A 15306-nucleotide genomic window follows, 5' to 3' on the forward strand; every position below is an offset into this window, starting at 1 on the left:
GAGGCCGCCCCGCGGCCGGGGGCGTCGCCGGAAAGGGCATGGGGACCCACCGCCCGATCCGCCGACCACCCGCTTTGGAAGGATCAAAGCACGTCTCTGCTTGCCCCGCACAGCGGCGAAGAACCCCAAAAAAACGCCCGGCAGTGCCGGGCGTTTTTTGTTGCCACATCTGCGCCGCGGATTACTTGATCAGGCGCAGGGTGAACGGATAACGGTAGGCTTCGCCGTTGTTGGCCTTCACTGCGGCCATGATGCACAGCACCAGGTTGGCCACCCACACGGCGAACAGCATCAGCGTGCCGATCAGCACGACCACCAGGATGCTGGAGATGATGTAGGCGATGGCCACGGTGATCTGGAAGTTCAGCGCTTCCTTGGACTGATCGATCACGAACGGCTTGGTGGTGTCGTCCTTGTTGATCAACCAGATGATCAGCGCACCGATGAAACCGGTGAAGATGCCCAGGATGTGCGCCACCAGCGCCATCGTGCGCTGGTCGGCCGGGGCGGTGCCGGTCGGTGCCGGCGGCGGTGCGGTGACGTTGTCGAATTCGCTCACGGTGAAACTCCTTGTTCGGTGTGTGGGTATTGCGTGACAGGCTCCCCGCCTGCCAGGGCAGCGGCCATAGAATACGTCAATCGTTGCCTGCAACGGTCATCCGGCCCACCAGGATGGAACCCACCTGTACGTGCGAGCGGCGGTCCACGTCGCTGCCCACCGCCTCGATGCCGGCAAACATGTCCTTGAGGTTGCCGGCGATGGTGATGCCGTCCACCGGATAGCTGATTTCACCGTTCTCCACCCGGAAGCCACCGGCACCGCGCGAGTAGTCGCCGGTCACGCCATTGACGCCCTGGCCCATCAGTTCGGTGACCAGCAGGCCCTCGCCCATCTGCCGGGCGATGCTGACCAGGTCGCCGGCGTTGGCGGCCACCTTGAGGTTGTGCACGCCGCCGGCATTGCCGGTGGTGGGCAGGCCGAGCTTGCGGGCCGAGTAGCTGCCCAGGATGTAGCGCTGCAGCACGCCATCGGTGATCAGGGCCGAATTGCGGGTGGCCACGCCGTCGCCATCGAACGCGGACGAGCGCAGGCCGCGACGCAGCAGCGGCAGTTCCTCGATCTGGAACCACTCCGGGAACAGCCGGGTGTTGACGCTGTCGAGCAGGAAGCTGGCGCGGCGATACAGCGCCCCGCCCGACACCGCACCCAGCAGGTGGCCGATCAGCGACCGCGCCACTTCCGGCGAAAACAGCACCGGCATCTGTGCGGTGGCCATCGAACGCGGCTGCAGCCGCGCCACGGTGCGTTCGGCGGCGCGGCGGCCAATCGCCGCAGCCGATTCGAGGTCTTCACGGGCCAGCGCGCTGCTGTACCAGCCATCGCGCTGCATGCCATCGCCCTGGCCGGCGATCAGCGCACAGCCGATCGAGTGGTGGCTGCTGCGCTCGCGACCGATGAACCCATGCGAGTTGGCATACACCGACAGGCTCTGCGACGTCGCCGCCGAGGCCCCATCGGAGTTGCTGATGCGCGTATCGGCCTCGCGGCCGGCCGCTTCGCAGGCCAGCGCCAGGTCCAGCGCCTGTTCGGCGCCCAGCGCCCACGGGTGCCAACCGTCCAGGTCGGGGAAGTCGCGGGCCATCAGCGCGGCATCGGCCAACCCGGCTGCGGTGTCGTCCTCGGTGTGCCGGGCGATCGCACAGGCCTGGGCCACGGTCGATTCGAGGCTGGCGTCCTGCAGGTCGGCGGTGCTGGCACTGCCCTTGCGCTGGCCGAAGTAGACGGTCACCGCAATGCCGCGATCCCGGGTGGATTCGACCGTTTCCACCTCGCCCAGGCGCACGTTCACATCCAGCCCGCGCTCATCGCTGCAGCTGACCTCGGCCTGGGTGGCGCCCATGGCCCGGGCGCGTTCCAGCAGGCGCTGGGAGATGTCGGCCAGCTGCTCCAGGCGCTGCAGGCTGTCGTCGGCCGGGGAGACTTCAGGGGAGATCACGTTCAATGCTTTATCCTGTACGGGTGAGTGCCTGGCGCAACGCCGGGCACAGTTCTGGATGTGGAAATAAGACGATGCGCGGACGCGACGAAGAAACCGGTGAATTCCTTGACATCAGCCGTAGCCAGAACCGCCGGGCTGCGCTGGACGTGCTGGCCCTGGGCGAGAAGCTGGTGTCGCTGACCCCTGCGCAGCTGGCGCGCCTGCCGGTGCCCGAAGACCTGCTGCCGCACATCGCCGAGGCCAAGCGCATCACCGCCCATATCGCCCACAAGCGCCAGCTGGCGTTCCTGGCCAAGCACATGCGCCGCGAAGACGACGCCGTGCTGGATGCGATCCGCGATGCGCTGGACGCCAACAGCGACACCTCGCGTCGTGAAGTGGCCGCCATGCACCGCGTCGAAGACTGGCGCGAGCGCCTGTTGAAGGACGGCGACAAGGCGCTGGGCGCGCTGCTGGACGAGTACCCGCATGCCGACCGCCAGCAGCTGCGCACGCTGGTGCGCAATGCCCAGGCCGAAAAGGCCAGGAACAAGCCGCCGCGCGCGTACCGCGAGATCTTCCAGGTGCTGCGCACGCTGCTGCTGCCGGCCGCGCTGGGCCTGGAAGGACTGAACGCGTCCGACGAAGACCTCGACGCGCAGGCCGACGGCGACGAGAACGCCGACGACTGAGCCGGTGTGCCCACGCGACGGCGCCAGCCTTGGGCTGGCAGCCGCGCGCGGGGGGCTGCACGACAGATGCATCACCGTGCTCAGGCCTGGGTGCCGCCCACGGTGATGCCATCGATCAACAGCGACGGCTGGCCCACGCCGACCGGCACGCTCTGGCCGTCCTTGCCGCAGATGCCCACGCCCTCGTCCAGGGCCAGGTCGTTGCCGATCATGCGCACCTTCTGCATGGTTTCCGGGCCGTTGCCGATCAGCGTGGCGCCCTTCACTGGCGCGGTGATCTTCCCGTCTTCGATCAGGTAGGCCTCGGTGGCCGAGAACACGTACTTGCCGCTGGTGATGTCGACCTGGCCGCCACCGAAGTTGACCGCGTACAGGCCCTTCTTGACCGAGCGGATCATTTCTTCCGGGTCGTGCTGGCCGGCGCGCATGTAGGTGTTGGTCATGCGCGGCATGGTCATGTGCGCGAACGATTCGCGGCGACCGTTGCCGGTCGGGGCCACGCCCATCAGCCGCGCGTTGAGCGAATCCTGCATGTAACCCACCAGGATGCCGTCCTCGATCAGCGTGGTGCACTGGGTCGGGTGGCCCTCGTCATCGATGTTCAACGAACCACGACGGCCATCGAGGGTGCCGTCGTCGACGATGGTCACGCCCGGTGCGGCCACGCGCTCGCCGACGCGACCGGCATACACGCTGGTGCCCTTGCGGTTGAAGTCGCCTTCCAGGCCATGGCCGACCGCCTCGTGCAGCAGCACGCCGGGCCAGCCCGGGCCGAGCACCACGGTCATCACCCCGGCCGGGGCCGGAATCGCCTCCAGGTTCACCAGTGCCTGGCGCAATGCTTCGCGCGCGAAGCCTTCCGGACGCCCGTCGGCAAACAGGTCTTCATAGCTGTAGCGGCCACCGCCGCCGGCGTAACCGGACTCGCGACGCCCGTGCTGCTCGACGATCACCTGCACGTTCAAGCGCACCAGCGGGCGGATGTCGGCGGCCAGCACGCCGTCGCTGCGTGCGATCAGCACCGTGTCCACGCCGCCGGACAGGCTCACCATCACCTGCTGCACGCGCGGGTCGGCGGCACGCAGGTAACGGTCCAGGCGCTTGAGCATTTCCACCTTGGCTTCATTGCCCATGCCGTCGATCGGGTCGAGCGCCGGATACAGCGCGCGCCCGCCACCGCGCACCAGCGAACGCGCCTGCTGCGCCCCGCCCTCGCGCGAGATCGCCCGCGCCGACTGCGCCGCCGCCAGCAGGGCATCGCCGTGGATGTCGTCGGAATAGGCAAAGCCGGTCTTTTCGCCGGCGATGGCGCGGACGCCCACGCCCTGCTCGATCGAGTGCGCACCGTCCTTGACGATGCCATCTTCCACGCTCCAGCTCTCGCGGCGGGCGTGCTGGAAATACAGGTCGCCGAAATCGATCCCCGGCCCCAGCAGGGTACCGAAGGTGCGTTCCAGGCCGCCGGCATCGAGCCCGGCGGGCAGGAGCAGGCGTTCGTTGGCAAGGGTGAGTGCGTTGTCGGTCATGTCATCTATCTGAGGGCGCCGGCCGTCATCGCAAGCCGGGCGCGGGAAAGGAGTCAGCGTACCGGAGGCGGCAGCGCGGCGGGCGCGGTACGCGGCGGGGGCGCGTCCTCGCGGTCGATCACCTCGACCTTGGGCTCGGCCCACGGTCCGGTGACCCGGTAGGTCTTGGCGCCGATCGCGCCCAGCGGCTTGCCCAGCACCGCATTGGCGGCCGCGCCGACCGCCGCGCCAACCGGCCCGCCAGCCACCGCGCCCACCACGGTCAGCAGATTGCCCGAGCGCGGGTTGACGTCGATGGTCTGGTCGAACTGCTGGCGGCGCAGATCGGTCTGGCCACGGATGCTGATGTTGGCGGCGGGCCCTTCGATCAGCACCTTGTCGGTGGTGGCCATGCCGTTGCCGAACGCCATCGCGCCGTCGATCTGGTTGAAGGCGAAGCCCTTGGAGAAGAAGTCGCGGAAATCGAACATCAACCGGCGCGGCAGCTGGGTCACGCTGAGCAGCCCGAGCACGCGACCGGCGCCAGGCTCCAGTTCCAGCAGCTGGCCATTGCGCGCATTGACCTGCATGTGCCCCTGCAGCGCGCCCAGCTGGAAGTCCGACGGACCGCCCTGCCATCCGGCATCCAGCGTGATCTGGCCCTGGCCACCGCGCAGCTGGCCACCGTAGTCCAGGTTCTGCATCAATCCGCCCAGGTCCTCGCTTTTCACGTCAACGGTCACCTGGGTGCGGGCGGTATCGCCCATCCCCAGCCAACGGCCCTGGATGTCGATGGCCTGCTTGGGCGACCGGAACTGCAACTGGTCCACGCTCAGTCCGTTGCCGAACGGACGCGTGCGCAGCACCGCCTGGCCCAGCCTGGCCTTGCCGAACTGCAGGTCCTCGATGTCCAGCGCCAGCGGCGGAATCTTCGCCGGGTTGGTGTCGTTGGCGCTGGCCTGCACCCGCGCCGGCAAGGTGGCGTCGGCCGGCAGGAGGATGGGCGCGCCACCGGAGGGCACCTTGACCGGGGTCGGCAGCGACTGCCAGTGCACGCGGCTGAGCTTGCCGACGATGGTGCCGCCGTCGGCATTGGGAACGCTCAGGGTGCCGGCCAGCGACGGCCCATCCAGTCGCACCTCGACCGCCGAAGGGCTGGGCCGCAGCTGCAGGCGGGTCTGCGCGAACAGGCCGCCGGCCAGCAACAGCTGCCCCACCTGCACATCCACCTGGCGCAGCGGCATCGGGTCCTTGTCATCGCCGCCACCCGGCGCGCGCGCCAGGCCGATCCATTCCAGGGCATCCAGCGACCCACTGCGGCCATTGACCGCCAGACCGCTGGCGGGCGGTTCGCGGTCGACCTTGTCGCTGCCCAGCGTGACCTGCACGCCGGTCTGGTTGTTGTGGGTGCGCGCGGTCAATGCCAGGCGCTGCCCGAACGCCACATCCACGCGCCCGCTGCCCATCGGCAACTGCGCGTTGACGGTGGTCGCCAGCGGTACGCTGGCCGCCTTGTCCAGCGGTGCCGGCAGGTCCAGCCGGGTCCCGACCAGGTCCGAGTGCAGGGTCAGCAGGGTCGGTGGTTCGGTCCTGGCACCCGCGGCGACCTTGGGCAGCGTGACCCCGATGGTCCAGCGCGAATTGCCCTGGATGTAGGGCTTGAGCCAGCTCAACTCCGGGGCACGATCTAGCAGCGCATGCGCATCCAGCGCCGCGCTCAGTTCCGATTCGAACGCCTGCTGCGGGTCGCGCACATAACCGCCGGCGCGCAGGCCGAGCTGCCCGTCCTGGCCGAGGTGACGCACGCTCAGGCTGTCGGCGCCGAAGCCGTCGCGGCTGTAGCGGGCCTGTCCGCGCATGTTGTCAAACGCCAGCGCGAAACGCTTTTCGGTCAGCGCCACGCCGTTGAGGTCAACCGTTCCCTGCAGGTGCCCGCCGGGTTGGTCGTGGTGCAGTGGCTGCAGCAGGTCGAAGGTGACTGCCGCCGGGCCCTTGGCGGTCAGGTTGTCCAGCGTGTCGGCGTAGGTGGCGTGCAGCGGGCTCTGCTTGAGCATCGCCAGCAGGGTGCCGGTGTCGGTCTGGGTGGTGGCCTTGACGTAGAGCGGGGTCTGGCCGAAATCGACGATGCCGGCATCGAAATGGTTCACCGCCACCCCGGCCAGGTCGCCACTGCCATGCAGTTCGAAACCAGGGCCGATGAAGGCGATATCCGCATCCACCTTGCCCATCGCCGGCCAGTCGTGCTGGAAGCGGATGGTGCCGTTGCTGATGTGCCCGGTGGCCTCGAAGCGGCCGTTGTTGCGGTCGAACGGCCAGTCTTCCAGGTCGCCGGTGACCAGGCCGATGCCACCGCGTACCTGCCCGGACACCAAGGCGGCATCGAGCCAGTCGGTGGCGCCCTTGGTCATCTTGGAATGAATCCAGAAGCGCTTGGCCGCGGTCATCGGCACATCGTCGATGCGCGCGGCGAGCTGCAGCCACGGGCGGGTGCCATCGCCCTGGAACCAGACGCTGCCGCGCACGTCGGCGGCGTAGTCGGTGCCCTGCACGCGCAGCGCCGGGGTGCCGAAGCGCCAGCCGCCGGCCTCGTCGCGCCAGCCCACCAGTTGCCCGGCCAGGCGCACGTCGTGGCGCACGCCAAAGCCGCTGGGCCAATCGAAGTGCAGGGTGCGGGTCGGTTGCAGCGCCAGCTGGAAACCATCGGCGTCGCCACTGAAGCGTCCGCCTACTCCGCTCAGGCCCGGCGCATGCCCGGACGGGGCAAAGCCGACGTCGGCCAGCTCGCCCTGGATCGATACCGGGCCGTCGCGCTCGGCGGCGATCCGCACCTGGGTCATCCGCGCGTGCGGAGCGGCGTGCTGCAACCACTCGCGCAGGCTGGGCTCGACCCGGTCGCTGAGCGCCAACCCGCGCAGCAGCGCGGTGGCATCGATGTTGTCGCCGGCCAGCGCCATGTGCTGGCCACCGGCCAGCAACAGCCCGTCCAGGCGTTGTATTTCCGCAGTACCGGCCAGGCCGATGCGCAGCTGCGGGGCATCGGCGCGCCAGCCGCCCTGCACCCAGCGCCAGCGCGCGCGCAGCTGCAGGGTGTCCAACGCCAACACGGGCCGGGTGCCGTCGACCAGCGGCGCACCGCGCAGCTGCAGGCCCCGCAGGTCGGCATCGGCGGTGACCATCACCGGCCGGTGGTCGCGCAGGTCCACCCACGCGTTCAATTCACCGGTGCCCTGCTGCAGCGACACGCCAGCGAACTGCAACAGCTTAGACCAGGCGCGGAAATCGGCCGGGTCGGCTGACAGCCAGGCCTGTCCATCGCCGCGATTGCGCTCGAAATCCAGCACGGCGGTCAGCGGCAGGCCATTGAGATCGGCCCAGGCGCGTGCCCCCACGCGCAGGCGCTGACCATTCACGCGCAGGCGCAGATCGATGCGCGGCAGTTCGGCCTGCAGGTTCAGCGATGGTGCATCCACCCGCAGCCGCCCGCCGATCACCTGCAGCTCACCCAGCCGGCGCAGCGCTTCCAGCGGATCGCCGCTGCCCGACTGCGGCAGACCGCGCACCGACCAGCGCCCATCGTCGGCACGCTCCAGCACCAGCGCCAGCCCGCGCAGGCGCAGCTCGGTCAGCGAATGCCCGGGCAGCAGCCCGCTGTACATCGACACCAGCACCTCGGCCTCGCCGATGGCGATGCCCTGGCCCTCGCCGATGCGCAGGCCCTTGAGCTGCAGCAACGGACCTCGCCGGGTCCAGGCGGTGTCCAGGTGATCGAAACGCACCGGCTGCCCGGCACGCGCGCTCAACCAAGCCGCCACCCTGTCCGGATGGCGCTCGGCAAACGGCAACACTTGACTGACGGTGCCCACCAGCACCGCCACACATACCAGCACGATCGCCAATGCGTAAACGGCATGGCGGCGAATCCTTCGCAGTCGCAGTCGGAGCGGCGTGCTCATCGTGACGCGAAAGCGCCGGCGCGCGAGCGCGCCAACGGATGGAGATCAGAGCAGCACGACATCGAACTGCTCCTGCAGGTATTGCTCGTCCGCCTGGAAGCGGATCGATTTGCCGAGGAACTCCTCCAGTTCGGCCACCGCCGAGGATTCCTCATCGGTGATCCGCGCCACCACCTTGGACGAGGCGATCACCAGCAGGCGCGCCGCATCGAACTGGCGTACCGCGCGGGTGATCTCGCGGAAGATCTCGTAGGTGACCGTTTCGGCGGTCTTGATCGAGCCACGCCCGCTGCACTCCGGGCACGGCTCGGACAGCTGGCGCTCCAGGCTTTCCACGGTGCGTTTGCGGGTCATCTCGACCAGGCCGAGCGGCGAGAAGTCGTAGACGGTGGTCTTGGCATGGTCGCGCGCCAGCGCCTTTTCCAGCGTGCGCAGCACCTGGCGGCGGTGCTCGGCATCGTCCATGTCGATGAAGTCGATGATGATGATGCCGCCCAGGTTGCGCAGCCGCAGCTGGCGCGCCACCGCCTGCGCGGCTTCCAGGTTGGTGCGGAACACGGTCTCTTCCAGGTTGCGCTGGCCCAGGAACGAACCGGTGTTCACATCGATGGTGGTCATCGCCTCGGTCTGGTCGATCACCAGGTAGCCACCGGACTTGAGCGGCACCTGCTTGTCCAGCGCACGGCCGATCTCGTCCTCCACCCCGAACATGTCGAAGATCGGGCGATCGCCGCTGTACAGCTCGATCTTCTCGGCCAGAACCGGCATGTACTTGGCCACGAAGGCCTGTAGCTGGCCGAAGGTTTCCTTGGAATCGACCTTGACCTTGTCCACGTCCTTGCGGATCAGGTCGCGCACCGACCGCAGCGGCAGGCTCAGGTCTTCGTAGATCACGCTGAGCGGGGCGGCATCGCGGCCACGGCGCTCGACCACGTTCCAGACCCGCGACAGGTAGGCCACGTCCTCGGCGATCGCCTCAGCCGGCTGGCCCTCGGCGTTGGTGCGCACGATGTAGCCGTAGCCGCCGTGCTGGGCCGACAGTTCGGTCACCAGGCTCTTCAGCCGGGCGCGCTCGGTCTCGTCCTCGATCCGCGCCGACACCCCGACCACCTTGGATTGCGGCAGCAGCACCATGTAGCGCGAGGGAATGCTGATCTGGGTGGTCAGGCGCGCGCCCTTGGTCCCGATCGGGTCCTTGACCACCTGCACCACGATGTCCTGGCCGTCGCGCAGCAACTCCACGATCGGCACCGACGACGGCGGCGGCAGGGTGGTGCCCTCGGTATCCGGGCTGGCCACCGGGGCCGGGCGGATCACATCGTTGGCGTGCAGGAACGCCGCACGCTCCAGCCCGACCTCGACGAAGGCCGCCTGCATGCCCGGCATCACCCGCTGCACCTTGCCCTTGTAGATGTTGCCGACCACGCCGCGGCGCCAGCCACGTTCGATATGCAGTTCCTGCAGCATGCCGTTTTCGATGACGGCGACACGGGTTTCCCGCGGGGTGACATTGACCAGGATTTCTTCAGACATGGGCGACTCCCTTCAGTTCAAACGTCTGCAGCAACTGCTCGGTCTGTTGCAGGGGCAAACCCATCACACCCGAATAGCTTCCCGCCAGGTGGCGGATGTAACGTTCGGCACCGCCCTGGATGGCGTAGGCGCCGGCCTTGCCCATCGGCTCGCCACTGGCCACGTAGGCCGCGATGGCGTCCTGCCCGATGTCGATGAAGCTCACTTCGGAAATCACCAGCACGCCGTCCTGGCGCCCGTGGGCGACCACGGCCACCGCGGTCATCACCTGGTGGGTGCGCCCGGACAGCGCGCCCAGCATGGCGACCGCATCGGCGGCATCCACCGGCTTGCCGAATACCCGGCCATCGAGCACCACTTCGGTGTCCGAGCCGATCACCACCGCCGCCGCGTCATCGCCGACCCGGGCCAGCCCGGCGCGCGCCTTGTCGGCGGCCACCCGCTGCACGTAGGCGGTGGCCGATTCGTCGGCGGCACGGACTTCGGGCACCTCAAGGTCCAACGCGCGGAACGGTCGGTCCAGGCGCGTCAGCAGTTCGGTTCGTCGGGGAGATCGAGAGGCAAGATAAAGCATCGAGGAAGCATAACCCGACCCTACTGTCTGAATCGCGGGCAACCTGTTCGAATCGTGATCAACCCCATCAAACCTCACGACGCGTTCATCGCCCCGACACCAACCTCAACGCCTTCACAAGGAGATGTACATGCGCCGCCCATCCCTGTCCCCGTTGCTGCTCGCCCTGTCCCTTGCCCTGGGAACCTCGATGACCGCCCACGCCCAGTCCCAACCCGCCGTCGCCGTTGCCGCCGACAGCACTCTGCTCAACATTTCGGCCAACGCCGAGGCCAAGCGCGTGCCCGACGTGGCTACGCTGTCGGCCGGCGTGGTCACCCAGGCCGTGGACGGCAACAGCGCCATGCGCCAGAACGCCGAGCAGATGGTCAAGGTGCTGGCCGCGATCAAGGCCGCCGGGATCGCCGAGCGTGACGTGCAGACCAGCGGGGTCAACCTCAGCCCGCAGTACCGTTACGTGGACAACGAGCCGCCGAAGATCACCGGTTATCAGGCCAGCAACACGGTCAGCCTGAAGGTGCGCGACATCGCCAAGCTGGGCAAGGTGCTCGACGCCCTGGCCGCGCAGGGCGCCAACCAGATCAACGGCCCGCAGTTCGAGATCGACCAGCCCGAACCGGTCTACGACGAAGCCCGCCTTGCCGCGCTGAAGAAGGCCCAGGCCCGCGCGGAAACCTACGCCAAGTCGCTGGGCCTGCGCGTGCGCCGCATCGTGAGCATCTCCGAAAGTGGCGGCGGCAATTTCCGCCCGGTGATGATGCGTGCCGCCGCCGCGCCGATGGCCGCCGACGTGTCCACCCCGGTATCGCCTGGCGAATCGGCCGTTTCGGTCAACCTCGACGTGGTGTTCGACCTGGGCCGCTGAGTCCGGCCCTGGGATCACTCCGACGACGGCGCCTGCGGGCGCCGTCGTGCTGTCCGCGCCGGTTTCCTGAGCGCCAGCCAAACACCGACATGCCCCCTGACTTCCGGGCCGTGCCCCGCTCGGGTATTGCTGTCATTGCGCGGCCCCGTCTGCTGTCCTGCTGCAACCCCGTCGGGCGCCCCCGCACGTTGATGTTCCCGCACATCTGGCAAGGAGAGTGGAGCATGGTCCGTACGCATCCCCCCGTAGTCCCGCTGCACATCGACGCCACCCGCGTGCTCGGCATGAGCACCGCGCTGGCCCTTCACGTACTGGCCCTCATGCTGCTGCTGATCCCGGCCGCCTACGTGGCCGCGCCCCTGCCCCGCGAGCGCACCCAGGTGCGGCTGGTGGTGCCCGCACCGGAAAACCCGCCGCTGCCGCCGGAAATCAAGAAGGACGCGCCCAAACTGGTCCAGCCGCAGACCGCGGTGCCCAAGCCGCAGGTAGCTCCGCTACCGCCGCCGACCGCCAGCGCCGACGACGCGCTGGCCGTAGCGCCGCTGCCCGCCAGCGACGTGCAGACCCCGAGCCTGACCCCGGTCGTGCCGGCGCCCGCCGCCGGCGGTGAAGGGGCGCGGCTGCAGTACCGCAGCGCGCCGCCGCCGGCCTACCCGGTCGCGGCCCTGCGCAACCACGAGCAGGGCACCGTGCTGCTGCGGGTGCGGGTGGAGGCCGATGGCAGGGCCTCCAGCGTGGTCATCGAGCGCAGCAGCGGCTCGCGGGCCTTGGACAACGCCGCCCGCCAGCAGGTGCTGCGGCAGTGGCGTTTCGAGCCGGCCATGGTCGATGGCAAGGTGGTGCCGGCCGATGGCCTGGTCCCGGTCAGCTTCTCGCTGCCGGATTGACCGTTTCGGCACGGGGAGTCCATTCAGACTCCCCGTGTTGGGACGGCTGATACAGAACGTTACGAATTAAGCAATTTTTCACACCTACGTCACCTGCCGGAAACCTAGATTGTCGCGGTCGTCACTCATTTCGTGCCGATCCATCGACATCGTTGGTTTTCCCAGTCAGGAGAGAAGCTGTGAAACACCCGATCCAACGGCTCACCAGCAGCCGCCGCAACACCCTGGCCCATTCCGTATCCCTCGCCCTCACCGGCAGCGTGCTGCTGCTGGCCGGTGCCCTGACCTCCGGCGCCGCGTTCGCCCAGGAGCAGGCCACCAACCTCGACCGCATCACGGTCACCGGTTCGAACATCCCCCGCACCAATACCGAAACGCCCTCCCCCGTCCAGGTGGTCACCCGCCAGGAAATCGACCGCACCGGCAAGACCACGGTGGCCGAATACCTGCAGACCCTGACCGCCGACGGTTCCGGCTCGATTCCCAAGACCTTCGGCAACGGCTTTGCCGGTGGCGGCGCCGGCATCTCGCTGCGCGGCCTGGGCGCCGGCTCCACGCTGGTGCTGTTGAACGGCCGCCGCATGGCCACTTATGGCCTGGCCGATGACGGCCAGAAGGTCTTCACCGACCTGAGCACCATCCCGCTGGATGCGGTGGAGCGCATCGAAGTGCTGAAGGACGGCGCCTCGGCGATCTACGGCTCCGACGCCATCGCCGGCGTGGTCAACATCATCCTGCGCAGCGACTTCAACGGCGCCATCCTGCGCGCGTCCTACGGCCTGTCCGGCGACAGCGACGGCGCGGCCAAGAAGGCCACCCTGACCGCCGGTACCGGCGACCTGTCCTCCGATGGCTGGAATGCCTTCTTCAGCCTGGACGTGGGCAAGACCGATGCGATCAAGATCAGCGACCGCAAGGACCGCAAGTGGATCGGCACCGGCGACATCCGTCGCTACGGCTACGGTACCAATGCGCAGTTCCTGGGCGGTGCCTACCTCAACAATCGCACCACCGGCGGTTCCGGTCCGAACGGCTCGGTCTACGACGACCGCAACGTGACCAGCACCAACCCCGCCTTCCTGGTGCCGTTGCCGGGCTGCCAGGGCCTGACCACCATTCCCGGCCAGACCGACGGGTCGATCGCGCAGGACGGTTGCCTGTGGGATCCGGCGCAGCAGTACCGCGACCTGACCCCGGAAGAAAAGTACGTCAACGTGTTCGGTCGCGCCAGCTTCGCCTTCGGCGAAGGCGGCGAGATCTACACCGAGATCGGCTATTCCAAGAAGGAAACCACCTTCAGCAATACGCCGTCCGGCGTGTCTGGCGGCTGGGGCTATCCGGGCGGCCCGGTGAATGCCAGCAGCGGTCCCGGCGCCGTCGTACTCGGCCCGAACCATCCGGACAACCCGATTCCGGGCCAGGCCTCGCGCCTGCGCTACTCGGCATGGGACGTCGGTCCGCGCGTCACCAACAACACCAATGAGTTCAACCGCTTCCTGGTGGGCGTCAAGGGCAACTGGGGCGATTGGAGCTACGACACCGCCCTGCTGCATTCGGGTACCGACCTGGTCAACAAGCGCACCGGCTTCCTGCGCTACAGCGCCGTGCAGTGCGCGCTCGGCAACCCGGCCTGCCCGGGCGGGGTGTGGCGCATCGGCGACAACGCCGGGCTGAACTCGCAGGCGCTGTACGACTACATCTCGCCGGACATCAGCGCCCGCGCCAAGTCCAGCCTGGACATGTTCGACTTCACCATCTCGCGCAGCCTGATGGACCTCAAGGGCGGTCCGCTCGGCCTGGCGCTGGGTACCGAATGGCGCAAGACCAGCAACAGCCTGACCCCGCAGACCTATACCGATGCCGGCGACATCATCGGCCTGGGCTACTCGGCGTATGACGGTACGCAGAACGTGTATGCCGGCTACGTCGAACTGTCCGCACCGGTGCTGGAGCAGTTGGAGCTGTCCGGCGCGGTCCGCTACGACAAGTATGAAAGCGGCGAAGGCAAGGCGACGCCGAAGGTCGGCATCAAGTGGACCCCGGCCGACTGGATCGCGGTGCGCGGCAGCTACGCCGAAGGCTTCCGTGCCCCCAACCCGGCCGAGAACGGCGATGGTGGCCTGGCCGCGTTCTCCAACGCGCGCGATGCGCTGCGTTGCCAATTGCAGCCCAACACCACCAACTGCAGCTCGCGTCCGGTGGCCATCATCACCCGTCCCAACAAGGACCTGAAGCCGGAGGAATCCAAGAGCTACTCGTTCGGTGTCGTGCTGCAGCCGACCTCCAGCACCTCGCTGACGGTGGATGCGTGGCAGATCAAGCGCACCAACGAAATCGCACAGGGCGCCACGGCCGATGCGATTGCAGCCGGCAACGTGCTTCGCGATATCGACCTGATCAATGGCATCGCAGGCACCGGCACCATCCTGGCGGTCAACACGGACTACATCAATGCCGCGTCGACCCGCGTGCGCGGTATCGATACCGACATCCGCCAGACCTTCGACATCGGTCCGGGCCAGCTGGAAATGGACCTGCAGTGGAGCCATGTGCTCAAGTTCGAGCGCACCGATTCGGACGTGACCGTCGACTACGCCGGCACCCACGGCAACTGCGATGTCACCAACTGCATCGGCACGCCGAAGGATCGCATCAACTTCGGCACCACCTGGAAGCAGGGCCCGTGGAGCGTCAGCGGCGTGGCCAACTACATCTCCAAGATGGACAACACCGACTTCCGCGGTCCGGATGGTTCGTACCAGTTCTCCTATGCGGACGGTACCGACGTCACCAAGATCTCCTCGTTCACCACCTTCGATCTGTCCGGTCGCTGGAACGTGACCGAAGCCTTCGAGCTGAACGCCTCGGTGCAGAATCTGTTCGACCGCATCGCACCGCTGGATCCGACCACCTACGGCGGCGTCAACTACAACCCGCTGCACTTCAGCGGCGCGATCGGCCGTTACTTCACCGTGGGGGCCAAGTACACCTTCAACTGATGTAATCGTCATCGAGGAACGAAAAGCCCGGGCATTGCCCGGGCTTTTTGTTTGGGTTCAACGCGTCATGTTCCCAGAGACGTTGCAGATTGCACACGGCGACATGCGTGTGGCCGGGGACTGAAGACGGTGTGTGTGGATTCGGTGGTTGCCTCGTTCGCGGCTACCGCGAGCGTCGGGGCCCCTTGGCGACCGGTAGGCCCCTGGCGCAAATGTCCCCCGGCCTTGCGGCCTCCTCCTTTATTTTGCCCAGGAGCCTACCGGTCGCCAAGGGGCTCGGCTTGCGGCAAGCAGGCGAAAACCAGGCTGCTTCTTCGCT

10 protein-coding genes are annotated in these 15306 nt (G+C 67.9%); 4 read left to right on the forward strand and 6 right to left on the reverse strand.

From position 1 onward, the window contains the following. Positions 1-181: 181 nt before the first annotated feature. Positions 182-559: a DUF4870 domain-containing protein gene (locus tag RTO53_RS15415; protein ID WP_312238622.1), complete on the reverse strand. Its 378-nt coding sequence runs from the start codon at positions 557-559 to the stop codon at positions 182-184. Positions 560-635: 76 nt separating this feature from the next. After that, positions 636-2003 (reverse strand): metalloprotease PmbA, encoded by a 1368-nt coding sequence (gene pmbA, locus RTO53_RS15420; RefSeq protein ID WP_312238623.1) that lies wholly within the window; start codon positions 2001-2003, stop codon positions 636-638. Positions 2004-2071: 68 nt separating this feature from the next. Between pmbA and yjgA the strand changes: the two genes are divergently transcribed. Further along, positions 2072-2671: a ribosome biogenesis factor YjgA gene (gene yjgA / locus RTO53_RS15425; protein ID WP_312238624.1), complete on the forward strand. Its 600-nt coding sequence runs from the start codon at positions 2072-2074 to the stop codon at positions 2669-2671. Positions 2672-2751: 80 nt separating this feature from the next. Here yjgA and tldD read toward each other — a convergent pair whose 3' ends face one another. The 4 genes from tldD to RTO53_RS15445 are packed head-to-tail and all read right to left on the reverse strand — an operon-like array spanning position 2752 to position 10236. Then, on the reverse strand, positions 2752-4197 hold the full coding sequence (tldD, locus tag RTO53_RS15430; protein WP_312238625.1) for a metalloprotease TldD: 1446 nt from the start codon (positions 4195-4197) through the stop codon (positions 2752-2754). A 53-nt stretch (positions 4198-4250) separates the two neighbouring features. Further along, a complete protein-coding gene (locus RTO53_RS15435; RefSeq protein ID WP_312238626.1) occupies positions 4251-8129 on the reverse strand; it encodes a YhdP family protein in 3879 nt (1292 codons plus the stop codon). Between the two features lie 45 nt (positions 8130-8174). Next, positions 8175-9662 carry a ribonuclease G gene (gene rng / locus RTO53_RS15440; protein ID WP_312238627.1) on the reverse strand — a complete coding sequence of 496 codons (1488 nt, stop codon included), beginning with the start codon at positions 9660-9662 and terminating at the stop codon, positions 8175-8177. After that, complete coding sequence (locus tag RTO53_RS15445) at positions 9655-10236, reverse strand: Maf-like protein (protein ID WP_312238628.1); 582 nt, start codon at positions 10234-10236, stop codon at positions 9655-9657. The genes rng and RTO53_RS15445 overlap by 8 nt, the downstream gene beginning before the upstream one ends. 130 nt (positions 10237-10366) lie before the next feature. On the opposite strand from RTO53_RS15445, the gene RTO53_RS15450 reads away from it, so the two are divergent. The 3 genes from RTO53_RS15450 (at position 10367) to RTO53_RS15460 (ending at position 14987) form a co-directional block, all read left to right on the forward strand. After that, positions 10367-11101, forward strand: a complete 735-nt coding sequence (locus tag RTO53_RS15450; RefSeq protein ID WP_312238629.1) for an SIMPL domain-containing protein — start codon at positions 10367-10369, stop codon at positions 11099-11101. Between the two features lie 224 nt (positions 11102-11325). Next, positions 11326-11988 carry a TonB family protein gene (locus RTO53_RS15455; protein ID WP_312238630.1) on the forward strand — a complete coding sequence of 221 codons (663 nt, stop codon included), beginning with the start codon at positions 11326-11328 and terminating at the stop codon, positions 11986-11988. Positions 11989-12167: 179 nt separating this feature from the next. After that, on the forward strand, positions 12168-14987 hold the full coding sequence (locus tag RTO53_RS15460) for a TonB-dependent receptor (protein ID WP_312238631.1): 2820 nt from the start codon (positions 12168-12170) through the stop codon (positions 14985-14987). Positions 14988-15306: the final 319 nt, after the last annotated feature.

Source organism: Stenotrophomonas sp. (assembly GCF_031995405.1).
GTDB lineage: Bacteria > Pseudomonadota > Gammaproteobacteria > Xanthomonadales > Xanthomonadaceae > Stenotrophomonas.